This is a genomic window from Streptomyces sp. YIM 121038, assembly GCF_006088715.1.
In the GTDB taxonomy this organism is placed as follows: Bacteria; Actinomycetota; Actinomycetes; order Streptomycetales; family Streptomycetaceae; genus Streptomyces.
Window position 1 is genome coordinate 7,842,481 of the sequence record NZ_CP030771.1, and the last position, 23,190, is coordinate 7,865,670.

Sequence of the window (23,190 nt, forward strand, 5' to 3'; positions counted from 1 at the left end):
AGGGGTGGCGGGTGGGAGAATCGGGGGCATGATCGAAGCCCGGCGGTTGCACATCCTGCGCGCGGTGGCCGACCACGGCACCGTCACCGCCGCGGCCGCCGCCCTCTACCTCACCCCGTCCGCCGTGTCGCAGCAGCTCACCGCGCTCGAGCAGGAGACGGGGCACCGGCTCGTGGACCGCTCGGCCCGGGGGGTGCGGCTCACTCCCGCGGGCGAGATCCTGCTGACGCACACCAACGCCGTGCTCGCCCAACTGGAGCGGGCCGAGGCCGAGTTGGCCGCGTACAGCTCGGGCGCGGCGGGGACGGTGACGCTCGCGGCGTTCGCGACGGGCATCGGCCTGGTCGTGGCGCCCGCCCTGACCCGCCTCGCCGAGACCGCGCCCGGCATCCGGGTGCGCGTCCAGGACGCCGAGGGCGACGCCAGCCTGCCGATGGTGCTCGACCGGCAGGTGGACGTGGCGGTGGCCGTGGAGTACCGCGGCGCGCCCGGTGCCGACGACCCGCGCCTGACGCGCGTACCGCTGTACGCCGAGCCCTTCGACGCGGTGCTCCCCGAGACGCACCGGCTCGCCGGCGGCGGCCGGGTGCCGCTCGCCGACCTCGCCAAGGACGCGTGGATCGGCCCCTTCCCCGGCAACCCCTGCCACGACGTGGTGGTCCTCGCCTGTGAGCAGGCCGGGTTCCAGCCGGTCATGGAGCATTCATCGGATGACTTCCGCGCGGTCGTCGCCCTGGCGTCGGCGGGAGCGGGGGTGGCCCTCGTGCCCCGCTCCGCCCTGCGGGGCATGGACCTGGCGGGGGTGGCGGTCCGGCCCGTGGACGGGGTCGCGCCCACGCGGCGGGTCTTCGCCGCCGTGCGCTGCGGCGCGGAGGCGCACCCGCTGATCGCGCCCGTCCTCGGCGCCCTGAAGGACGCGGCCGCCGAGGACTGAGGCGGTGGCCGCGCGGCTGCCGGACCGCCGACACCACGGCCACATCTCTCATATCTGGGATAGGGTCCCGAACATGGGAAACGATGACATGGGGACCGCCGATGTCGACGCCCGGCTCGCCGCCCGCCTCGCCGAGCTGCGCTCCGCACACGGCTGGTCCCTGGGGGACCTCGCGGCCCGCAGCGGGGTGAGCCGCTCGACCCTGTCGCGTGCCGAGCGCGCGGAGATCAGCCCGACCGCGGCCCTCCTGAACCGGCTGTGCGCCGTCTACGGCCGCACCATGTCGCAGCTCCTCAGCGAGGTCGAGGAAACCCCCGCCCAGCTGGTCCGCGCGGCCGACCAGGCGGTGTGGACGGACCCCGCGTCCGGCTTCACGCGCCGGTCCGTCTCGCCGCCGCAGGCCGGGCTGCGCGGCGAGGTCGTCGACGCCACCCTCGCGCCGGGCGCCGACCTCGGCTACGACCGGCCGCCCGTGCCCGGTCTCGAACAGCACCTCTGGGTCCTGGAGGGCGGCCTCGCCGTCACCGTGCGGGAGGTCACGCACACCCTCGCGGCGGGGGACTGCCTGCGCTTCCGGGTGTGGGGCGGCACGCGCTTCCGCTGCCTCGGCGAGCGGCCCGTACGGTACGCGCTCCTGGTGGTGGCGCCGTGACCACGGAGCTCGCCCTGGAGCGGCTGACGCCGGAGCGACTGGTCGCGCTCGCCGACGAGTTGGCCGGCCTGCTCGTCGACGCCGTGGAGGGCGGCGCCTCCGTCGGCTTCCTCGCCGGGCTCGACCCGCGGGAGGCCGCCCGCTGGTGGCGCGGCCGGGCCCCGGAGCTGGCCGCGGGCCGCCTGGAGACCTGGGTGGTCCACGACGGCGGTCGGCTCACCGGCACGGTCGGCCTGGCCCTCGCCGACAAGCCCAACGCCCGCCACCGCGCCGAACTCGTCAAGCTCCTCGTGCACCGCGACGCCCGGGGCAGGGGCCTCGGCCGGGCCCTGCTCGCCCTCGCCGAGCGGGAGGCGGCCCGCTCGGGCGTGACACTGCTGCTCCTGGACACTCGGACGGACAGCCCCGCCGAGTCCCTGTACGCCTCGTCCGGCTGGACCCGGCTCGGCGTCGTGCCGGACCACGCGGCCGACCCGCGGGGCGCGCTGAGCCCGACCACCTTCTTCTACAAACTCCTCGCCGCGGACGGGTAGTCCGCCGCCGCCTCCCCGGGCGGCGGAGGGTTGGCGCCCCGCGCGCGGGGGGAGGCGTGGGCAGGACGCAGTCGCAGCCTGACAGGGAGCTCCTCGATGCCGGACCACGACCACGCGCGCGTGACACCCGTGACCTACACCGCGGGGCTGCTGACCGCGCCGGACGGCGTACCCGTCGCCACGTACACCTGGCAGCCCCGCGACGGCAGGCCCCGCGCCTTCGTCCAGATCGCCCACGGCGCCGCCGAACACGCCCTGCGCTACGACCGGTTCGCCCGCCACCTCACCGCGCACGGCTACGGCGTGGTGGCCTCCGACCACCGGGGGCACGGGGCGACGGCCCAGGCCACGGGCGGCTACGGGGTCGCGGAGGCGGACCCCGGCGGCACGGCGGCGGGGGAGACATCCGATGACGGGCCCGACGCCTGGCGGGCGATCGTGGACGACCTCAAGGCCGTCGGCGACCAGGTCCGCAGCCTCCACCCCGGCACCCCCGTGGTGCTGTTCGGGCACAGCCTCGGCTCGATGCTCGCCCGGGACCACGCCCAGGAGTACCCCGACGGGCTCGCGGGCCTCATCCTGTCCGGCACGTTCCGCTCGCTGCCCGGCGCGGAGACCGAGTCGGCGCTCGCGCGGCTGCGGGCCGAGGTCGCCGCCGGCGGCCGGGCGGCCCGCTCGTCCTTCGTCCCGGAGCTGTTCGCCGCGTTCAACGACGCCCACCCGCACCGCACCGGCTTCGAGTGGCTCTCGCGGGACGCCGCCGAGGTCGACGCGTACGTCGCCGACGAGCGCTGCGGCTTCCCGTTCTCGGCGGGGCTCTCGCTGGACTGGGTGCGCGCCGTCCGCAAGATCAACGATCCGCGGCAGCTCGCCCGCATCCCCGCGGACCTGCCCGTCCACGTCGCCGTCGGCACGGAGGACCCCTGCAACCAGGGCATGACGCTCGTGTACGAGCTCCTGGAGGACCTCCGCTACGCGGGCGTGCGCGACCTCGGCTGGAAGGCGTACGAGGGCGCCAGGCACGAGATCCTGAACGAGACCGACCGGGACGAGGTGCAGCGGGACCTCACGGACTGGCTGGACGCGCGCGTGGGGTGAGGGCGGCCTCGGCGGGTGGCTGTCAGTGGCGTTGGCTACCGTTCGGTCCATGGTCAACGCCGACGACGTACGCCGCACCGCCCTCGCTCTGCCGGACACGACGGAGAAGATCGCCTGGAGCATGCCGACCTTCCGGGTCGCGGGCAAGATGTTCGCCACGCTCCCCGAGGACGAGACGTCCATCGCCGTGCGCTGCCCGAAGGTGGAGCGGGACGAGCTGGTGCTCGCGGAGCCCGAGAAGTTCTGGATCGCCGAGCACGAGGCGGCCTTCGCGTGGGTGCGGGTGCGGCTCGCCGCGCTCGACGCGCCGGAGCTGGGGGACATCCTCGCCGACTCCTGGCGCCAGGCCGCGCCCACGCGCCTCCTCGAGGCGCACCCGGGGCTGGGCGTACCGGCCGAGTAGCCCCTCACGGGTGTGCCCCAGGCCCGCCCCTTCCCGATTCCTGGGGGCTCCGCCCCCAGACCCCCGCTCCTCAAACGCCGGAGGGGCTGGATCTTTCAGCCCGTCCGGCGTTTGAGGACGAGGCGCGAAGCGCCGAAAAGCGGGGGCACGGGGGCGGCAGCCCCCGGATCGGGAAGGGGCGGGTCAGGGGCGCCCCGCGCGGAGGAAGCCGGTGACGCGGGCGCGCAGGGAGGCCGGGTCCAGGCCGTGGGCGCGGAGGTGCTCCTCCTGGCGGCCGTAGCGCCGCAGCTCCGCCCGGCCGACGCCGAGCCCCAGGACCCGGTGCGGCACGTCGACGAGCGCGTCGTTCGCGGCGGCCGTGGACGTCCCGGCGAGATACGGCTCGACGAGGACGACGTCGGCCGCGGTGCCCGCCCCGACGGCCCGGCGCAGCGCGTCCCCGTCGAAGGGCCGCACCGTCGTCGCGTACAGGACGGTGACGTCCAGGCCCTCCGTCGCCGCGAGGACGTGGTCGAGCAGCGGGCCGACGGCGACGACGACGCCCCCGCGCCCCTCGCGCACGGTGAGGAAGCGCCTGCCGTCCACGGGCATCGGCGCCCCGTTGGACTGCGTGGACAGCCGTACGTACGCCTTGTCGTCCGCGGGCGCCGCCCCGGCCCCCGGGCCCACGGCGTGCCGCAGGAGCACCTCGGCCTCGTCCGGGTGACCCGGGACGTGCACGGCCCAGCCGTCCAGGGTGTCGAGGACCCCGACGTCGCCCGGCGCCATGTGCGTGAAGCCGCCCTCGGGCCAGTCGAAGGACGCCGCCGCGCTGACGAGCACCCCGCCCACGCCCTGGTGCCCGAAGTCGAGCTTGATCTGTTCGAAGGGCCGCTCCACGAGGAAGCTCGCGAAGGTGTGCACGACGGGCCTCAGCCCCGCGAGCGCCAGGCCCGCGCCGGCGCCCACCAGCAGCTGTTCGCGGATCCCGACGTTGATCACCCGGTCCGGGTGCGCGCGCATCGCGTCCTTGAAGGCGTCGACGCCGATCTCGGCGAGGACTACGGCGACGCGCGGGTCCTCGTCGAGCAGCCGGGACATGACGGGGGCGAAGCGGTCTCGCATGGTGTCCATGGGGGAGGGTCCTTCCGGGAGGAGGCGGGTGCGGGACGGTGGCGCGGGGGGTCAGGCGGACGGGGGCTCGCCCGCGAACTCCTTGGGCTCGACGCGGGCCACGACCACGTGCGGGCGCCCCGGGTGCGGCGCGGTGAAGGCCGCGTACAGGGCGTCGTGGTCACGGCCGTCGACGGTCAGGGCGGACCAGCCCGCGGCCTCGAAGCGGGCGGCGATGCCGCCGGGGCGCGCGTACGAGGCGGAGGCGTTGTCGATCACGAGCGTGTGCAGCCGCTCCAGGCCCGCGGGCCCGGCGTAGGCGATGGCCTCGTGGTTGCTGCCCTCGTCCAGCTCCGCGTCCCCGACGAGCACCCACACGTGCGGATCCGTGAGCCCGCGCGCCGTGAGGCCGAGGGCGGTGCCGACCGCGAGGGGCAGGCCGTGCCCCAGGGAGCCGCTGCCGATCTCGGCGCCCGGCACGAGCACCCGGTCCGGGTGGTGCCCGAGCGGCGAGTCGTACGCGCCGAAGCCCTCCAGCCAGTCCACGGGGAGGAAGCCCTTGGCGGCGAGGACCGCGTAGTAGGCCATCGGCCCGTGCCCCTTGGACAGCAGGAACCGGTCGCGCCCCGGATCGTCCACGCCCGCGGGTGTGACCCGCAGCACACGGTCGTAGAGGACCCAGAGCGCGTCGAGCGTGGACGTCGCCGCGGGGCCGTGCTTCTCGTCGCCCGTCATCAGGCCCATCAGGCCGGGGAGGTCCGCGTACGTGAAGGTGCGTGCCGTTGTGGTCGTCATGCCGACGAGCCTGCAACCTCAAGCCCACTTGAAGTCAAGGGGGAAAGGCGGGAGCGATCACCGGCCGGAGTGCGGTATGGTTTCGGTGCGCGTTCGGCCAGGGGAAACCCCAGGTCAGCGGGTAACGGGACGTGGCGCAGCTTGGTAGCGCACTTGACTGGGGGTCAAGGGGTCGCAGGTTCAAATCCTGTCGTCCCGACCAGCTTCACAGCGGGTCGAAGGCCGTTTTCGCAGCGATGCGGAAGCGGCCTTTTGTCGTACCCGCGGCCCCGCGCCGGGGCGGTCGCACCCCGGCACGGCGCCGCGCGTGGCGTGCGTCACGTCATCTTCGGCATCTCGCCCTCGGTCGTCGCCAGGTCGATGACGGAGAACGCCGCGCCCTGCGGATCGGCCACCGTCGCGAAGCGCCCGAACGGCGAGGACATCGGCCCGAAGAACAGCCGGCCCCCGCTCCGCCGCACCAGCTCCACGGCCGCGTCGCAGTCGTCGACGCCGAAGTACACGTTCACGTGCGGCGGCACCTCGGCCGGCGCCTCCGGAGGCATCTTCATGCGCCCCGCGACCGGCCGGCCGTCGAGCTGCCAGACGTGGAAGTCGACGTGCTCGTCCTCCATGCGCTTGACCTCGAAGGGGAACACCGCGGGGAAGAAGGCGTCCGCCTTCTCCGCCTCCCGCGTCGTGACCTCCGCCCAGCAGAACGCGCCCGGCGCGCCCACGAGCTCGAAGCCCCGGTGGCTGCCCGGCTGCCACACGCTGAAGTACACGCCGCTCGGGTCCTGCGCCGTGGTCATGGTGCCGAAGTCACCGACGGGCATCGGCTCCATCACGAGGGTGCCGCCGTTCGCGCGGATGCCGCTCGCGGTGGCGGCGATGTCCGGCGTCTCGAAGTACAGGTTCCAGGCGGGCGGCTGCCCGTCCATGTCCGGCATCTGCGGCATCACCGCCGCCGCGGCCTTGCCGTCCTTGTACGCCTGCGTATAGCCGCCGAACTCGGCCGACCCCTCCGCGAAGGTCCAGCCGAACAGTTCGCCGTAGAAGTCCTTGGCCGCCCCGATGTCGGGGAACATGGCGTCCGCCCAGCACGGTGTGCCCTCAGGGTTCGTGGACATGGTGCTCCGACCTCCCGCCCCCCTGCGATGGGACAGCGCGCTCCGGAAGCGAGGCGGTGCGCCCCGCGCCCGGAGCCCGCGCTCCCTTCCACGCTAGGCCCAGGAGCGACAACCGGCCAACGGCCGAAGCGTGCGTGTGCCCTGCACACGCACGGCGACGGGCCGCCGGTGACACCCCGGGGAGCGGCCCCCTTCCAGGTGCAATGATTCGAAAGCTTGCGCGTGGTGCCACAATGGTGCGACGATGGCGCCATGGAACTCACGCGGTACGTCGACCATCTGCGGCAGGAGCTCGCCGCAGCGGTCGAGGCGGGCGACGAGGAGACGCGCGACCTCGCGGGACGGCTCGTCGCGCCGCTGGGTTCCGCCGTACGACTCACGCTGCTCGATGCCTTGTCGACCGCCGTGGACGAGATCACCCGCGACATGGCGCCGGGGTCGGTCGAGATCCGCCTGCGCGGCCTCGATCCGACCTTCGTGGTCAAGCTGCCCCCGCAGGACCGTTTCTTCGACGGGGAGGATGACCGGGACCGCGACCGTGGGCACACGGGTGTGGTGCCATCCTTGGTGTCACTGGCGCCACCGACGGCCAACGGGGACGAGGGGGCGACCTCGCGCATCAACTTCCGGCCGCCGGAGCACCTCAAGGCCCGGATCGAGGAGGCCGCGGGCCGCGAACAGCTGTCGGTCAACGCCTGGCTGGTCCGGGCGGTGTCCGCGACGCTGGAGTACGACGACCGCGGCCGTCGGGCCGACCAGCGCGTCCCGCACGGCGCTCCGGCGAGCGCCCAGCGCTACACGGGCTGGGTGAACTGACCCGATGACGCGCGGCCGAGCGGTATCGTGCCTGGTTCGACCCCGGCACGGGCCGCGTCCTTAGAGCTTCGGCCCGCTGTGCTGCCGCGCAGCGGACCGATCCAGCGGCCCTGGAGACCGACCTCCCCCGGCGGTTTCCAGGGCCGCACCCTTCCGGCGCGGGCCGGTGCACTGATTATGCACGCCGTTCCTGTGAACTCGACCGCGCGGCGGCCTCGTTGGGAAATTGGCCGGGCGGTCCCGCTGCATCGCGGAGCGGCTTCCCCGTGAACCGCCGACGCCGTGCTCCCATTTCGGCCAGGCCCCGCACCGAGGCATATCCATTGAGGCGCCGAGGTATGCCGCTTCTTTGTGCCGAGTTCGGTGTTCGGCGTACGCGCATATGCCCTTGTGCGGGGCTTCAATTGCGTTGCGGAACGCGGGGGTGGAGGGGCAGCGCTGTCAACGTGGCCACCGGGAAATTCCACTTAACGAACGGAAACGGGAAGGCGGCGAGCGGCCCGCCGGGAGGGCTAGCGCTCCGCCAGGTGCAACCGTTCCCGGCCGTTCTGCGGCAGGGGTGTCGGACAGCACGGAAGGTGCCGCGGGGCGGGCCGATGTGTCAGCCGCTGATACGTGTACGCGGCGGAAACCAAGGTCATGTGGTGATACCAGCCGGGGAACGAACGGCCCTCGAAGTCGAGGAGGCCGAAATGCCGCTCCATGCCCGCGACGGCCGCGGTGGTGCCGTGACGACGGGTGGCCAGTGAGGCAACGTTGTCGAGACGGCGATGCGTGAGGCTGGTGAGCCACATGACGCCTTGGCCGCCCTCGGGGAGCACTTCGGTGAAGAGCCTATAGGGGTATTCCGGGGTGGCCCCGGCCCGCGCGCCCGGCATCCGTACCAGGATCGACTGGACCATCAGCTCCTGCTGGCGGCCGTCCGGGGCGGTCACCAGGACGGTCTCGGTGTTGCCCTGCGCGACGTGGGTCCGCGCGCTGACCGGCTCCGGGCCGTTGGGGGTGCGCTCGCCGACCGGCAGGACCTTCAGGTGCGGCGGGACGGCGACGACGAAGTCACGGGCGCGCAGGCTGAGACCGCGCAGGAAGAGCGCGACGTCGGGGTCGTCGCTCATGTCGGCGACGACCGGCGCGGTCGTCGGCTCGGTCCTGGCCTCCAGGGTGTCGACCAGGTCCAGGGCCTGCGCCCACAGCGGGCGGTGGCCCACCTCGTCGGGGATCCGCGCGCGGCGGCGCAGCTGCGGGTCCTCGGTCCAGGGCGCGGGCAGCAGCAGCCGCCAGTCGACCGGGACCTGGAGGGCCCCGATGCAGAGGAACGCGCCGAGGCCGAGCTGGCAGTTGAGGGTGCGGCCGGTGGCCGGGTCGAAGTAGCGGTGCACGCCCACGGAGCGGTCGCCGCGCTTGGGCAGCACCGCACGGCCGATCGCCCAGGTGGGAGCGGGTCCGTGGCCCTCGGCCCAGCGGGTCAGCTCGTGCATCACCGGGTCCCAGTCCCAGGGGCTGAGGCTCACGAACTGGCGTAGGGACTGCACCGCGGTGGGGGAGGAGGAGACGGCTCCGGCGAGGCGGCGCACCGACTTCTTGCCGGGGGTGATGAGCAGCCCCGCCAGATAGGCGCCGGCCCAGCGGCGCTGGTCCGCGCGGCGCAGGTTCTGGAAGACCTGGTCGGTGAAGTCGCTGAAAGGTGAGGCGAGATGGGGGTCGGGTACCTCGCTGACCGGAGTCGATATTGGCAATGCGCAGGGCACAACCATGCTGCAATCCCTCCCGGACATCCCTGAGCGGCGGCTGCCGAGCGTTGAGTCTAGGATCCGAGAGCGCCGCGCACCATCTTGCTGCGGGCGTGACGGATGTGACAACCACGGCTGCAAATTGGGGCGTAGACGCCTCTTCGGGGCACTCGGCACGTCGGCGGACCGCCCGCGGCCGAGCCCTCCGCCGCGGTGTCGCGCGGTTGACGGCCGCCCCGGTCACGAGCCGGGCGGAATGTCGCTTGCCGATTCCACCGGGCCGGGCCACCCCCGCCCGCACAGCGGAATTCATGATTCCGACATCGGGCGACCGCCTCGGGGTCTCCGCCGCGCACCGCTTCCCCCCTTTTCACCTCCCAGGTCACCGGAGGGTGCGAACTCCGCATGTCCCTTCCCGCAGTTGCTCTCGGAGAGGGCTGGTGGCGCGGTGGCGCGAGGGGTCGCGTTAAGGGCGTTAAGAATCCGTATGGATAATGCTAGTGTTCCCTAACGATCCCGAGATTCCGCTACAGCGCCCGAGTGGTGAGGGTCGGCACTGTTTGCCATGGCTGTGCCAGCAAACTTGAGGACTCGCCCCGTCCTCCCGCGTGCCCCCTTCTCGTATGCAACTGTTTGCCCGTCGTGGATTTGGCTCAATTCTTGCCTTGACTGGCGGAAGACAATCGCCAATACGGTTCCCGTGAGTGCCGCGGAGAGATCCACGCCACCCATGACAGGGATAGCGAAGTTGGGCTAGCTTGTTCGAACTTCGAAAAGTCGCGACGAGCGACGGCCTCTTCCTTGAATCTCCAACAGGTGCCGGGTTCTACTCGGGTAGGCCTTTGGAAGAGACCACTGCGAATCCGGGTCGTCGGGACCGACGGGGGACACGTCGGGGCCGACGGGATGGAACGGAGTGGTCCAGGCGAACGGGGCGAGTAGTTGAACGGGGCGAGTAGTTGATGTACGTATCCACACACATGCCGACTGAATGCCTTCCGCGCAGCCTTGACGGGTGCGCCGAACGGCCGGACCTGCCCGTGCTCAGCGCCGGAGGCCGCCTCGGCTAGAGGCTGCCTGACGGCGGGATGCGCGCGTGGCCACCCCGACAGGTCCATCCGTCAGTTGACGGAACGATGACGACCTGACGCGGAGAGCGGCTCGAACGAGCTTTCATCCGGCCGATCGGCTGTGATCGATTGGCATGCCTGTGCCTCGCGTTGTGCGACGGCGACCGATCCCCAGGGGATCTTGGACACGGCTGCCAAGCCCGCATGGCTTTTTCCCGATCGAACGCGGTCCGTTATGCCCGTGTTCGTTCGAAGTTCATTCACATGGAGGCATGATGACGAACCAGGTCAGCGACCTCGAGGGCTCGAAGGTTGTGCTGTTCCGTAGAAACGCGAATTCCGTCCCGCGGCAGCGCCGAGTGGACGAGCGTCGTGGCCAGGTACTGACGACGAAGGTGGGCCTCCAAATGCCCGCCGGGCTGACCTTCGAGGACTGGGAGCGGGCCGGCCGCCAGCTCTCCGGAATTGTGAACTCCTCTTCCTGGTGGCTGGGGGACTGGCTGGTATACGGCAAGGACCACTACACCGACCGCTATCAGCGTGGAATTCGCGCGGCGGGTCTGCAGTACCAGACGCTGCGCAACTACGCGTGGGTTTCGCGGCGTTTCGACTTCAGCCGCAGGCGCGCGGCGCTGAGTTTCCAGCACCACGCCGAACTGGCCTCGCTGCCGGTCGACGAGCAGGAGCTGTGGCTCGACCGCGCGGAGCAGCTGCAGTGGACCACCAAGCAGCTGCGCAGCGCGATCCGCATGGCGCGCGAGGACGAGGTGCGCGACGGCACGCCGACCCCTGAGACGATGCGGCGCCTCGCGGTGCCGGGCAGTCGGCTCCAGTGGTGGCACAAGGCCGCCGAGCAGTCGGGCATCGACTTCGAGCAGTGGGTGCTCGCGACGCTCGACAACGCCGCCGAGCGCGCCCTGGAGGAGGAAGAGGAGCAGGAGAAGGCGGGCATCAGCGCCTGATCCGACGCACCACACGCGTAGGGCCCGCACCCGGAAGGGTGCGGGCCCTACGCGTGTGTGCCGACGCGGTGGCGCGGTCGGCCGTGGTGCCACGGCCGACCGCGCCGGCCGCCGCGCACGTCGTGCGCGCACGACGGTGGGTGCCGACGGTACGGGCCCCTGGGGCCCGTGAGTGTGGCGGGCGCTGCCCGTACCGTCGGCCGTATCGGGGGTGCGGACCTCAGGGCCTCAGGGCAGCTTGCTCATGAGGCTCGCCGTCGCCTGGTGCCGGGTGCACTCGCGCCCGCCGAACGAACGGCGCACCCGCTCCTGCACCTCGTCCGGCTGCTCCTGGCTGAGCTTGAACATGCCCTCGGCGCTGGTCACCCTGAATTGGAAGGCGCCCACGGCGGGCACGATCTTCCGGAAGTACTCCAACGATTCGGACATGTCCCAGCCGTCGCCGAAGGCGCCTTCATAGGCCTGCACCGTCGCCTTCACGACGTCCAGGGTGTTCTCGATGCCCTCGATCTTCTCGACGACGCCGTGCACGTGGACGGAGGTGAAGTTCCATGTCGGCGCGGCCGGCGTCACGTCGTAGACCGTCGGGGAAACATAGCCGTGCGGCCCGGTGAACGTCAGCAGGTTCACGGTGCCCGACTCGAGCGCCTTCCAGTGCGGGTTCGCCCGGTTCATATGGCCGAGCAGCCGGCCGCCCGAGAGGTCCTCGGACCATTCCCCGTTCCACTCCGGGTCCCGGATTACCGGCAGATGCGTGGCAAACGGACCCGCTTCCGCGGTGCCGTTGCTCACGAACAGCGCCAGGGGATTGCCGTGGATCAGGTCGACCATCCATGAACTGTCCGGTTGGCGGTACTGGCTCGGAACAAACATCCGGAGCTCACCCTTTCGTTGAAATCACTCACGGCGCGGCGCGCCAAGTCGCCGACGTTACCCACGCTTCGCGTGGCACGGCCCGAATTGGGGACGAGCGGCTCGGCTGTCCTGTCGACGGGACAGCGGTGCCTGGCCAGCCGCGGCTGCCGGGGCCTCTTGAAAGGTCCGCCCGGCCCCTCTAAGTTGGCGTGGCGGTGTTCTCCAGCGCAATACTCAATGCGTGTTCTTCCGGACCACCGGTCGAGATGTTCGAGACCATCAGCCGCACTTCAGAAACGACAGTTGACAGCATTTCCGGCCGAGGTCCTCTCGGGCAACCGCAGCACTGAAACCTCAGCGATTACGCGGAAGTCCCTGTCGAAGCTACACCAGCGGGAGATTATCTATGGGTACTCGTGAACACGAGATATACGACATCGTTGGCATCGGGTTCGGCCCGTCCAACCTGTCCCTGGCCATCGCCCTGGAGGAACACCAGAACAACGCGTCGGGCCGGCCGGTCAAGGCCGCTTTCTTCGAGCGCCAGGCGGCCTTCGGCTGGCACCGCAACATGCTGCTTCCCCAGGCGACGATGCAGATTTCGTTCCTGAAGGACCTGGCCACCTTCCGCAATCCCGTGTCGCGGTACAGCTTCGTGTCGTACCTGCACGCCTCGGACCGCCTCGTGCAGTTCGTGAACAACCAGGACTTCTTCCCGACCCGCCAGGAGTTCCACCAGTACCTGGAATGGGCCGAGTCGAACTTCAGCGACCGCGTCACCTACAACTCGGAAGTGACCGACATCCGGCTTCCCGAGGACGCGGGGACGGGCCCGGAGCAGTATCTCGAAATCACGGTCCGGGACACCGCGAGCGGCGCGGCCCGCGTCGTGCGGGCCCACAACGTCGCCGTCTCGACGGGCCTCGTGCCGCGCATGCCCGAGGGCATGGAGCGCGACGAACGCGTCTGGCACAGCTCGGAGTTCCTGGCGAAGTACGGCCGGATGGACCCGCAGGAGCTGCGGAACGTCGCGGTGGTCGGCGCCGGGCAGAGCGCCGCCGAGATCACCAAGTACCTGCACGACGTGCTGCCGCACGCGCAGGTGTCGGCGATCCTCCCGTCGTACGGCTACTCCGTGGCCGACGACACGCCCTTCGCCAACCAGGTGTTCGACCCGGACGCGGTCGACCACTACTACTTCGGCAGCGAGACGACGCGCGACGCGTTCTGGCGCTACCACAAGAACACGAACTACTCCGTCGTCGACGACGACGTGATCCGTGAGCTGTTCCGGCGCTCCTACGAGGAAGAGGTCGCGGGCGAGAAGCGCCTGCACTTCCTGAACCTGACCCGGGTCAAGGAAGTGAAGCGCTCCGGCGGCGACACCCGTGTCGTGCTGCACTCGCTGCTCGGCGGCGAGGCCCAGCAGGAGATCGACGTCGACGCGCTCGTCTTCGCCACCGGCTACGACGGCATGGACGCCACGAACCTGCTCGGCGACCTCGACCGCTTCTGCCTCCGCGACGGGGAGGGCCGCCACCAGGTGGAGCGCGACTACCGCGTGGTCACCGAGCCCGGTCTGTCCTGCGGCATCTACCTCCAGGGCGGCACCGAGCACACGCACGGCCTGACCTCGTCGCTCCTGTCGAACATCGCCATCCGCAGCGGTGAGATCGCCGACTCCATCGTCGAGCGCCGCGCCGAGCCGGCCCGGGTCGGCAGCGAGGCCTAGGCCCGCCGGGCCTCCTCCCTCCGCACCAGCTCCGCTCCGCACCGCGGCCCGTCAGCCCTCCGGCTGGCGGGCCGTACGCGTACGGGTGCGGGTGCGGGTGCGGGGGTGTCGGGGGGCCTGATGCCCGGGGTCTGATGCCAGGCCCCGGTCCGGACGGTGCCCCGCCCGGTGCGGTCCCAGCCAGGACGGTGCCCCGCCCGCGGCGGTCCCGGTCGGGGCAGACGAGAGGGCCCCGGCACCGTTCCCGGCGTCGGGGCCCTCAGGTGTGCGCGGAGCGCGTCACGCAGCCTTGTCCGCCGCCATGGCGTCGCGGAGGCTCTTGGGACGCAGGTCGGTCCAGTTCTGCTCCACGTAGTCCAGGCACTCCTGGCGGCTCGCCTCACCGAACGTGACCCGCCAGCCGGCGGGCACCTCGGCGAAGGACGGCCACAGCGAGTGCTGCTCCTCGTCGTTCACCAGGATGTAGAACCGGCCGTCCGCGTCGTCGAACGGGTTGCTGCTCATAGTCACTCCAATTCGAAAGGTCTGGTCACCGGCCGGACAGGTCCTCGGGCCCCGCGGAATCCGTCTGCCGCGGTGCACCGGCGAAGGAGAAACCCCCCGGCGGGCCGGGGCCCGCCGCCGCGGCCAAGCCGTCCGCGGGCCGGGTACCGGCTCCGCCATTGTCGTTCGATGCGGCCCCGGCGTCCAGATCCGCCCGTCTCCGGGGAATTGCCGGGGACCGTCCCGGGACGATACTGCGCCGACGGGAAATCCGTATCGACGCCGGGGTGAAAAGTCGGGTGCGAATCCGGACCGCCCCCGGCCCCACCACTACGGAGACCGGCGGGGCCGCCGTCGCTATGGCGCCCGTCGCCCGCCGCACGTCCTGTGGACAGGACAACGCACCGGTGCCGCGCGCCGGAATCGCGGGTAGTTTGTTGCGAGCTGCCGGTCGGTCCCGCCCGACGCTCCGCGCACTTCCCCGAAGCCCATCGGCGAGCTGTGCGACCAGTCGGCAGGCGGGCAACGCAAAGGAACCGGCAGCACGTTGTTGAGTTTCGACGCCGAGCCGTCGGAGCCGTCAGAATCGAGGAATGGGGCGGCGTCGGCCAGGCAATGTCAGGGCCGTGGCCGACGCCCTTGCCAATGGCCCCCCTCGGCCTTCCCGGGAAGCCGGGAACTTCCGCTTGAGGAGAAGCAGAGCCATGAGCGTCACGGCACCACGAGGTTTTTCGGCCGCAGGCGTCGCGGCCGGAATCAAAAGCAATGGAAATCCTGATCTGGCCCTCGTCGTGAACAACGGCCCATGCCGGGCCGCAGCCGGTGTCTTCACCGCGAACCGGGTGAAGGCCGCCCCCGTGGTGTGGAGCGAACAGGTCATCAGGGGCGGCACCGTGAGCGCCGTCATCCTCAATTCCGGCGGGGCCAACGCCTGCACGGGCGCACCCGGATTCCAGGACACGCGGGCCACGGCCGAGCGCGTCGCCGAGGTCCTCGACGGGCACCGCGCCGGAGAGGTCGCGGTGGCCTCCACCGGGCTCATCGGCACCCGGCTTCCGATGGACCGGCTCCTGCCGGGCGTCGACACCGCGGCGGCCGCCCTGTCGCAGGACGGCGGCGAGCAGGCCGCCATCGCCATCAAGACGACCGACAGCGTGCACAAGACGGCCGTCTTCGAGGGCGCGGGCTGGACCGTCGGCGGCATGGCCAAGGGCGCGGGCATGCTCGCCCCCGGCCTCGCCACCATGCTGGTCGTCCTCACCACGGACGCCGACCTGGACCGCAAGACCCTGGACCGGGCGCTGCGCGAGGCGACCCGGCTCACCTTCGACCGGGTCGACTCCGACGGCTGCATGTCCACCAACGACACCGTGCTGCTGCTCGCGTCCGGCGCCTCGGGGAAGACCCCCGGCCACGCCGCGTTCGCCGAGGCGGTCCGCACGGTCTGCGAGGACCTGGCCAGGCAGCTCATCGGCGACGCCGAGGGCGCCAGCAAGGACATCCGCATCGACGTGGTCAACGCGGCCACCGAGGACGACGCGGTGGAGGCCGGGCGCTCCATCGCCCGCAACAACCTCCTCAAGTGCGCCATCCACGGCGAGGACCCCAACTGGGGCCGCGTCCTGTCGGCCATCGGCACCACCGGCGCGGCCTTCGAGCCCGACCGGCTGAACGTCGCCATCAACGGCGTGTGGGTCTGCAAGGACGGCTCGATCGGCGCGGACCGCGACGGCGTGGACATGAGCGGCCGCGAGGTCGTCATCACCGCGGACCTCGCGGCCGGCACCGAGGGGGCCACCTTGTGGGCGAACGACCTGACGGCCGAGTACGTCCACGAGAACAGCGCGTACTCGTCATGAGGAGCGCCACCCACTCGCACCCCGCACTGGTGAAGGCGCAGTCCGTGATGGACGCGCTGCCCTGGCTGAACCGCCACCAAGGCAAGATCTGCGTCATCAAGTTCGGCGGCAACGCCATGATCGACGACGAGCTGAAGGCCGCCTTCGCCCACGACGTCGTCTTCCTGCGGCACGCCGGGCTCAAGCCCGTCGTCGTCCACGGCGGCGGCCCCCAGATCAGCGCCGCACTACGCCTGCACGACATCCCGAGCGAGTTCAAGGAGGGCCTGCGGGTCACCTCGCCGGAGGCCATGGACGTCGTCCGCATGGTCCTCGCCGGACAGGTGCAGCGCGAGCTCGTCGGGCTCATCAACCAGCACGGACCGCTCGCCGTCGGCCTGACCGGCGAGGACGCCGACACCATCACGGCGACCAAGCACCGGCCGAAGAACGAGGACGGCGAGCGCGTCGACATCGGCCGGGTCGGCGAGATCGTCGGGGTGAACCCCGGCGCGGTCGAGGCGCTCCTCGACGACGGCCGCATCCCGGTGATCTCGCCCGTCGCCCGCAGCGTCGACGACGAGTACGTCTACAACGTGAACGCCGACACCGCCGCCGCCGGGGTCGCCGCCGCCCTCAACGCGCACACGCTGGTGTTCCTCACCGACGTCGAGGGCCTGTACCGGGACTGGCCGGACAGCGACGAGGTGATCAGCAGGCTCAGCGCGAGCGAGCTGGAGAAGGTCCTGCCCGATCTGCACGACGGCATGGTGCCGAAGATGGCCGGGTGCCTGCACGCGGTCCGCAACGGCGTGGGCAGCGCGCGCGTGATCGACGGCCGCGTCCAGCACTCGGTGCTCCTGGAGATGTTCACGCGCGAGGAGATCGGCACCCTCGTGATGCCGGACATCGAGGAGGGCTTGCGATGATCGGGTCCGATGGACGACGGCGACCCGCCCCCGCGACCCGGGGCGACGGGCGCCGGCGCACGAGGGCCGCGACGGGCGCGGCCGTGGAAGAGGGGACGCGATGAGCGAGGACATAAGCGACGCCGGACGCGCGGCCGGGACCGGCACGGGCGGCCGGTCGGCGGCGCTCACCGAGCGCTGGCAGGCGTCGTTGATGGACAACTACGGCACGCCGCGGGTGCCGTTGGTGCGCGGCGAGGGCGCCGCGTTCTGGGACGCGGACGGCAAGAAGTACCTGGACTTCCTCGGCGGCATCGCCGTGAACTCGCTGGGCACCGCGCACCCGGCCGTGGTCCGTGCCGTCAGTGAGCAGATCGCCCGGCTCGGCCACGTGTCGAACCTGTTCATCGCCGAGCCGCCGGTGCGGCTCGCCGAGCGGCTGCTGCGCCTCACCGGGCGCACCGGCCGGGTGTTCTTCTCGAACTCCGGCGCCGAGGCCAACGAGGCGGCCTTCAAGATCGGCAGGCTCACCGGCCGCCGCCGGATGGTCGCCACCGAGGGCGGCTTCCACGGCCGCACCATGGGCGCGCTCGCGCTGACCGGGCAGCCCGCCAAGCGCACCGCCTTCGAGCCGCTGCCCGGCGAGGTCACCCACGTGCCCTTCGGCGACGCCGAGGCGCTGCGCGCCGCCGTCGACGCCGACACCGCGCTCGTCGTCATCGAGCCGATCCAGGGCGAGAACGGCGTCGTCGTGCCGCCGCCCGGCTATCTCGCGGCGGCCCGCGAGATCACCCGTGCCGCCGGGGCGCTGCTCGTCCTCGACGAGGTGCAGACCGGCATCGGCCGCACCGGGCACTGGTTCGAGTACCAGGCGCAGGGCGTCGAACCGGACGTCCTCACGCTCGCCAAGGGGCTCGGCGGGGGCCTGCCGATCGGTGCGACGCTCGCCTTCGGCCCGGCCGCGGACCTGCTGTCGCCCGGCGCGCACGGCACCACGTTCGGCGGCAACCCCGTCGCGTGCGCCGCCGCGCTCGCCGTCCTCGACACGATCCACGGCGACGGCCTGCTCGACCACGTCAAGCGCCAGGGCGAGGCGCTGCGCCAGGGCATCGAGGCGCTCGGCGACCCGCTGGTGGACCGGGTCCGCGGGGCCGGCCTCCTGCTCGGCATCGTGCTGACCGAGCCGCTCGCCGCCCAGGTGCAGCAGGCGGCCCAGGACGCGGGCCTCCTGGTGAACGCCGTCGGGGCCGACACGATCCGGCTCGCCCCGCCGCTGATCGTGGGCGAGGACGAGGTGACCGCGTTCCTGCGCGCCCTGCCCGGCGTCCTCGACCGGGCGCGGCGCGACGCCACGCGCTGACCCGGGCGCACGCCGACTCCAGGGCCGCTCGTCATCGGCGGGCGGCCTTCCGGCGATCCGGAACGGCCTCCTCACTCCCCTTGGTGCCTGTCAGGCATCGGCACGCGCCAGTCTCGGCTTGCAGTGGCGCCAGAGTGATGCCATCATGGCGTCGCGGAGCGCGTGCCGCCTGTCGGCACGCCACCTCCCCTCGCCGTCCCACCGGGGACGCCCGGCAGAACCCATGAGGACGGGGCAGCCATGCCAGCCTTCGACACCCCCGAGCCGATCTCGGTCTCGTTGCAGCTCAACGCCGGGGTCCTGCGCTTCACCGCGGGCGCGGGCGCCCGTACCGTCGTCGAGGTGAGCCCGAGCAGCGGATTCAGTCAGGCGGACCGCAGCGCCGCCGAGCAGACCCGGGTCGAGTTCGCCCATGGGCGACTCCTGATCAGGGCGCCCAAGAGGCGCAGCCTCTTCGGCTCCGGCGGCTCCGTCGACGTGACCGTCGACCTGCCCGCGGGCTCCGACGTGACGGGTGACGCCCTCGTGGCCGACCTGTACGTCGAGGGCGAGCTGGGGGAGTGCGTGTTCAAGACGGAGGTCGGCAAGATCCATCTGGAGCGCGCCGGGCGCCTCCAGCTCAACACCGGATACGGCGACGTCAGGATCGGCAGCGCCATCGGCGAGGCCGACATCCGCGTCGCCTCCGGTGACATCTCCGTCGGCCGCGTCGACGGCCCGCTCACCCTCAGGAACTCCAGCGGGGACTCCGACATCGAAGAGGTCACGGGCCCGCTGCGGGTGACCGTGAACCGCGGCGACATCACCATCGGCCGCGTCCACGACGCCGTCGCCGCGCGCTCCGTGACCGGTGACGTCCGGCTCGGCGAGGTCTCCTGCGGCCGCGTCGAACTCCGGGCCGCGACGGGGCAGTTGGAGATAGGGGTCAAGAGCGGGACGGCCGCCTGGCTCGACATCCACACCAAGGTCGGCCACATACGCAACTCCCTGGGCGCGTCGGACGCCCCGGAGGAGCCCGGCAAGGCCGTGGAGATACACGCCGTCACCAGCCGCGGCGACATCGTCATACGCCGGGTCTGAGCACCCGCGCCGGACCCCGGCCACGGCAACGCGCCCGGGCGGCCCCGCCTGCGGTGGGCCCACGCCTGGTGACGCCCGCGCGGCATCCGTAACGGTGACGCCCCTGCGGCAGCCACGGTGACGGCGGCCTCCGGCGTGCCCGCCCGGCCCGTCTCCCCGACCTCGTCGGCCCGATGACTTCGCGTGTCGTCGCCACCCCCTCGCCTCCCGTCGTCGCCACCCCTTCGTGCCCCGCGGTGCCCGACCGCGCCCCGTGCCTCCGCGCGCTCTGGACCACGCGCGATCTGAAACAGGTGATTTTTCATGACGTATCACTCAACGTGCTCCTCGCCGCTCACCCTGCTCGTCGACGAGTGGGGAGCGCACCCCCTGCACTTCTGGCTGCGCGGTCAGGAGCCCGCGCGGGCCGTGGAGTTCGACGAGCGGCTCGGGGTCTGGAACGTGTACGGCCACCGGGAGGCCGTCGAGGTCTTCGGCGACCCCGGCGCCTACTCGTCCGACGTCGTACGCCACTTCGCGCCCGACGCGCCGGAGTACGAGCGCGGCGGCATGCTCACGCAGCTGGACCCGCCCGAGCACCGCAAGCTGCGCAGGATCGTCAGCCGCGCCTTCACGCCCCGGCTCGTGGCCGGGCTCGGGCCGCGGATCGGCGCCCTCACCCACGAGCTGCTCGACCGGGTCGGGGGCGGCCCGGCGATGGACCTCGTCGCGGACCTCGCCCACCCGCTGCCGGTGACCGTCATCGCCGAACTCCTCGGGGTGCCGGGCGAGGACCGGGAGCTGTTCCGGCAGTGGGCCGAGGAGCTGCTCGCGCGCACCGAGGTGGCATCGGCCGGCGGCACGGCGGAGACCGCGGACATGGTCGCGGCCGTCCTCGACCTGTCGGCGCGGATGAGCGCGTACTTCGGTACGCACGCCGAGGAGCGCAGGCGGCGCCCGCAGGACGACCTGCTGACCGCGCTCGTACAGGCCGAGGTGGACGGGGAGCGGCTGAGCGCGGCGGCCCTCGGCAACTTCGCCCAACTGCTGCTCGTCGCCGGGCACATCACGACGACGATACTGCTGGGCAACGCGGTGCTCTGTCTGGACGCCCACTCCGGGGCGTGGGGGCGGGTGCGGGCGGACCGGGGCCTGGTCCCCGGGGTGATCGAGGAGACGATGCGGCTGCTGCCGCCCTTCTCGATCTTCTACCGGGCGACCACCCGCGCGGTGGAGCTCGGCGGGCGGCGGCTGCCCGCGGGGCAGGTCGTCGCGCTGTGGCTGGGCGCGGCGAACCGGGACGCGCGCGTCTTCGCCGACCCGCACGGCTTCCGGCCGGAGCGCGACCCCAACCCGCACCTGGGCTTCGGCCGCGGCATCCACTTCTGTCTGGGGGCGCCGCTGGCCCGGTTCGAGGCGCGGATCGCCCTGGAGATCCTGCTCGAACGCTTTCCCGGGCTGCGCACCGACCCGCGGCGTCCGCCGGTCTTCCAGACGACGCCGGAGGTGGTGGGGCCACGGACGCTGCCGCTGCTCACGAGGGTCTGAGCGCGGCGCCGGAGTCAGCGGCCCGGATCCTCGGGGTCCAGGAACGTGGAGACGACCTCGCCGAGGCCGGGCGAGTGCACCGTGATCGCGGTGATCTCGATGCCCGCCTCGTCGAGCACGCCGAGGACGGCGCGCAGCGTGGCGGCGGTGCCGTCGCCGGGCACTTGGAGGGCGAGCACCTCGTGGTCGGGCACGGCGCAGTCGAACAGGGCGGCGGCCGTGTCCAGGTCGCTCGGGCTGGAGAGCTGGAGCCGGATGTAGCCGCCGGAGAGGGCCGCGCTGAGCAGGCCGAGGGGGATCCCGCGGGGCGGCGTGCCCGGGGGCGGTTCGGACGGGCGGTGGTGCCAGGCGAGGTCCTCGGCGTGCGGCGCGGACGAGTCCGGCGCCGTACGGCGTTCACCGCCGGGGGGCCACCCTCCTTCCCCGCCCGCGTCCGCTGTGACGACGAACCCGTGCCGAAAATCATCGACGTATGGCGTGAAGTTCATGACGCCATGATGGCACAGGAGTGGCGCCATTCAAGTGGAGTCCCGGCCTGGGCCCTCTGGAGTGGCTGATTCCGAACGCTGTCCTCCGCTTCATTTCGGACTAAGGGTCATTATTGGGGCGGAGTCGTGCCTGCTGTTTCTGCTCTCGGCGCGGGGCTTTCCGGTGTGGCCGAGGGGGGCGACGTGCGCGGCGGGTGTTCCGGTCGCCGTCCTTGGTGCCCGGTCGCGGCTCTGGGCGGGCGGGTTGGCGCGAACGTGGCACCTTCCGTGCGCCAGTTCGGTTTGTGGTGGCGTCAGTGTGGCGCCAATTCCCCTGGGGGAAGGGGTGCGCTCCGGAGGGAGTGTGGGCGGCTCCCGCTGTCGAGTGTCCGGCCGCCGCGCCCCCGGCGCTGCCCCCGAAGCCAAGTCGCCCATTCCTCCGTGCTGTTGAGTGGAAGCGCTCCAGGGTCGCGGGCGCGCCGACGTGATCTTGTCCTGGTGGCCGGGACAGCGGTGTCCGGCCTGCGGCAGTGGCGCCGGGCGGGGGGTGTCCACAACCGGAACGAAGATGGCGCCACGGTGGCTCGTCGTGGCGCCACGGTCGTAGCATGATGCCGGTATGCGTCCGCAGCCCCTCTGCCCGCCGAGCAGGTCGGCGACCTCAAGGGCCCGCCCCTCCCGGCCGGGGCGAGTGGAGAGCGCCGCGGGGCGGTCCGGCGGCCCGCCCCGGGCGGGGAACGACCGTGAAGCACCGAAGGAAACGAGCAGGGGCACCATGACCGCCACCACCCGAACGACCGGGCAGCCCCGGGGAATCACGGCTCAAGGGCTGCGCAAGGCGTACGGCGGCAAGGTCGTGCTCGACGGGATCGACCTGGACGTCATGCCCGGCACGGTCTTCGCGCTGCTCGGTCCGAACGGCGCGGGCAAGACGACCACCGTGCGCATCCTCTCCACCCTGATCGGCGCCGACGGGGGCCGGGCCACGGTCGCCGGGCACTCCCTGCGGCGGGCCCCGCACGCGGTGCGCGCCGAGATCGGCGTGACGGACCAGTACGCGGCGGTGGACCGGCTCCTGACGGCCGAGGAGAACCTGCTCCTCATGGCGGACCTGCTGCACCTCGGCCGGGCCGAGGGCAGACGCCGTACCGCCGAACTCCTGGAGCGCTTCGGCCTGTCGGAGGTCGGGCGGAAGCGCGCGGCGTCGCTCTGCGGCCGGACGCGCCGCAAGCTGCACCTGGCGATGACGCTGGTCGGCCGCCCGAGCGTGGTCTTCCTCGACGAGCCGACGACCGGCCTCGACCCGCGGGGCCGCCGCGTGCTGTGGGACCTCATCCGCGATCTGGCCGCGGGCGGCACCACCGTCTTCCTGACCACGCAGTACCTGGAGGAGGCCGACCAGCTGGCCGACCGCATCGCGGTGCTGGACGGCGGGAAGATCGTCGCCGAGGGCACCGCCGAAGAGCTCAAGCGCCGCATCCCCGGCGGCCACATCCGCCTGCGCTTCGCCGACGTCCGGCAGCTGGACGCCGCCACCGACCGGCTCGGGCTGGGCACGGTCACGCGGGACGACGAGCAGCTCACCCTCCAGGTGTCGAGCGACGGCAGGATTCCCGTGCTGCGCGCGGTCCTGGACGTCCTGGAGGGTTCCGGCATCCAGGCGGAGGCGCTCACCGTGCACACCCCCGACCTGGACGACGTCTTCCTGTCCCTGACCGGCCACGGTCGCTAGCGCGCCACGGCGTA

General features: G+C 72.2%; 21 protein-coding genes and 1 tRNA gene. 15 read left to right on the top strand and 7 right to left on the bottom strand.

What is annotated here, in order from left to right:
- Positions 1-28: 28 nt before the first annotated feature.
- The 5 genes from C9F11_RS33580 (at position 29) to C9F11_RS33600 (ending at position 3,620) form a co-directional block, all read left to right on the top strand.
- Positions 29-934, top strand: coding sequence for a LysR family transcriptional regulator (locus C9F11_RS33580; RefSeq protein WP_138962828.1), 906 nt, complete (start codon positions 29-31; stop codon positions 932-934).
- 73 nt (positions 935-1,007) lie between these two features.
- Positions 1,008-1,586, top strand: coding sequence for an XRE family transcriptional regulator (locus C9F11_RS33585; RefSeq protein ID WP_249401982.1), 579 nt, complete (start codon positions 1,008-1,010; stop codon positions 1,584-1,586).
- Positions 1,583-2,119: a GNAT family N-acetyltransferase gene (locus C9F11_RS33590; RefSeq protein WP_138962830.1), complete on the top strand. Its 537-nt coding sequence runs from the start codon at positions 1,583-1,585 to the stop codon at positions 2,117-2,119. The genes C9F11_RS33585 and C9F11_RS33590 overlap by 4 nt, the downstream gene beginning before the upstream one ends.
- Positions 2,120-2,215: 96 nt before the next feature.
- A complete protein-coding gene (locus tag C9F11_RS33595; RefSeq protein WP_138962832.1) occupies positions 2,216-3,217 on the top strand; it encodes an alpha/beta hydrolase in 1,002 nt (333 codons plus the stop codon).
- 49 nt (positions 3,218-3,266) lie between these two features.
- The gene (locus C9F11_RS33600; protein WP_171075907.1) at positions 3,267-3,620 is read left to right on the top strand and encodes an MmcQ/YjbR family DNA-binding protein; all 354 of its coding nucleotides are present in this window, start codon (positions 3,267-3,269) and stop codon (positions 3,618-3,620) included.
- Positions 3,621-3,803: 183 nt separating this feature from the next.
- Here the strand turns inward: C9F11_RS33600 and C9F11_RS33610 are convergent, their stop codons facing one another.
- Positions 3,804-4,733: a transketolase gene (locus C9F11_RS33610; RefSeq protein WP_138962836.1), complete on the bottom strand. Its 930-nt coding sequence runs from the start codon at positions 4,731-4,733 to the stop codon at positions 3,804-3,806.
- Between the two features lie 51 nt (positions 4,734-4,784).
- Positions 4,785-5,507 carry a transketolase gene (locus C9F11_RS33615; RefSeq protein ID WP_138962838.1) on the bottom strand — a complete coding sequence of 241 codons (723 nt, stop codon included), beginning with the start codon at positions 5,505-5,507 and terminating at the stop codon, positions 4,785-4,787.
- Positions 5,508-5,632: 125 nt separating this feature from the next.
- Here C9F11_RS33615 and C9F11_RS33620 point away from each other — a divergent pair.
- Positions 5,633-5,709, top strand: a tRNA-Pro gene (locus tag C9F11_RS33620).
- A 115-nt stretch (positions 5,710-5,824) separates the two neighbouring features.
- Here C9F11_RS33620 and C9F11_RS33625 read toward each other — a convergent pair.
- A complete protein-coding gene (locus C9F11_RS33625; RefSeq protein WP_138962840.1) occupies positions 5,825-6,616 on the bottom strand; it encodes a VOC family protein in 792 nt (263 codons plus the stop codon).
- A gap of 252 nt (positions 6,617-6,868) precedes the next feature.
- Here C9F11_RS33625 and C9F11_RS33630 point away from each other — a divergent pair, with 252 nt between their 5' ends.
- Positions 6,869-7,432 (top strand): hypothetical protein, encoded by a 564-nt coding sequence (locus C9F11_RS33630; RefSeq protein ID WP_138962842.1) that lies wholly within the window; start codon positions 6,869-6,871, stop codon positions 7,430-7,432.
- A gap of 512 nt (positions 7,433-7,944) precedes the next feature.
- Here C9F11_RS33630 and C9F11_RS33635 read toward each other — a convergent pair.
- A complete protein-coding gene (locus tag C9F11_RS33635; RefSeq protein ID WP_138962844.1) occupies positions 7,945-9,186 on the bottom strand; it encodes a transposase in 1,242 nt (413 codons plus the stop codon).
- Positions 9,187-10,504: 1,318 nt separating this feature from the next.
- Between C9F11_RS33635 and C9F11_RS33640 the strand changes: the two genes are divergently transcribed.
- Positions 10,505-11,194 (top strand): LmbU family transcriptional regulator, encoded by a 690-nt coding sequence (locus tag C9F11_RS33640; protein WP_030688264.1) that lies wholly within the window; start codon positions 10,505-10,507, stop codon positions 11,192-11,194.
- A 228-nt stretch (positions 11,195-11,422) separates the two neighbouring features.
- On the opposite strand, the gene C9F11_RS33645 is transcribed toward C9F11_RS33640, so the two are convergent.
- Positions 11,423-12,067 carry an FMN-binding negative transcriptional regulator gene (locus C9F11_RS33645; RefSeq protein WP_138962846.1) on the bottom strand — a complete coding sequence of 215 codons (645 nt, stop codon included), beginning with the start codon at positions 12,065-12,067 and terminating at the stop codon, positions 11,423-11,425.
- Between the two features lie 388 nt (positions 12,068-12,455).
- On the opposite strand from C9F11_RS33645, the gene C9F11_RS33650 reads away from it, so the two are divergent.
- Positions 12,456-13,781 (top strand): lysine N(6)-hydroxylase/L-ornithine N(5)-oxygenase family protein, encoded by a 1,326-nt coding sequence (locus tag C9F11_RS33650; RefSeq protein ID WP_138962848.1) that lies wholly within the window; start codon positions 12,456-12,458, stop codon positions 13,779-13,781.
- A 279-nt stretch (positions 13,782-14,060) separates the two neighbouring features.
- Here the strand turns inward: C9F11_RS33650 and C9F11_RS33655 are convergent, their stop codons facing one another.
- On the bottom strand, positions 14,061-14,285 hold the full coding sequence (locus C9F11_RS33655) for an MbtH family protein (protein ID WP_138962850.1): 225 nt from the start codon (positions 14,283-14,285) through the stop codon (positions 14,061-14,063).
- A gap of 683 nt (positions 14,286-14,968) precedes the next feature.
- Here C9F11_RS33655 and argJ point away from each other — a divergent pair.
- From argJ to C9F11_RS33680, 5 genes are all read left to right on the top strand, one after another.
- On the top strand, positions 14,969-16,123 hold the full coding sequence (gene argJ, locus C9F11_RS33660; RefSeq protein ID WP_138962852.1) for a bifunctional glutamate N-acetyltransferase/amino-acid acetyltransferase ArgJ: 1,155 nt from the start codon (positions 14,969-14,971) through the stop codon (positions 16,121-16,123).
- Entirely contained in the window at positions 16,120-17,031 is a 912-nt protein-coding gene (argB, locus tag C9F11_RS33665) for an acetylglutamate kinase (protein ID WP_138962854.1), read from the top strand. Before argJ ends, argB begins: the two co-directional genes overlap by 4 nt.
- 100 nt (positions 17,032-17,131) lie before the next feature.
- A complete protein-coding gene (locus tag C9F11_RS33670; protein WP_138962856.1) occupies positions 17,132-18,370 on the top strand; it encodes an acetylornithine transaminase in 1,239 nt (412 codons plus the stop codon).
- 240 nt (positions 18,371-18,610) lie between these two features.
- Positions 18,611-19,450, top strand: a complete 840-nt coding sequence (locus C9F11_RS33675; RefSeq protein ID WP_138962858.1) for a DUF4097 family beta strand repeat-containing protein — start codon at positions 18,611-18,613, stop codon at positions 19,448-19,450.
- Positions 19,451-19,753: 303 nt separating this feature from the next.
- On the top strand, positions 19,754-20,977 hold the full coding sequence (locus C9F11_RS33680; RefSeq protein WP_138962860.1) for a cytochrome P450: 1,224 nt from the start codon (positions 19,754-19,756) through the stop codon (positions 20,975-20,977).
- A 14-nt stretch (positions 20,978-20,991) separates the two neighbouring features.
- Here the strand turns inward: C9F11_RS33680 and C9F11_RS33685 are convergent, their stop codons facing one another.
- Entirely contained in the window at positions 20,992-21,465 is a 474-nt protein-coding gene (locus C9F11_RS33685) for a hypothetical protein (protein WP_138962862.1), read from the bottom strand.
- Between the two features lie 754 nt (positions 21,466-22,219).
- Between C9F11_RS33685 and C9F11_RS33690 the strand changes: the two genes are divergently transcribed.
- Positions 22,220-23,176 (top strand): ATP-binding cassette domain-containing protein, encoded by a 957-nt coding sequence (locus C9F11_RS33690; protein WP_138962864.1) that lies wholly within the window; start codon positions 22,220-22,222, stop codon positions 23,174-23,176.
- Positions 23,177-23,190: the final 14 nt, after the last annotated feature.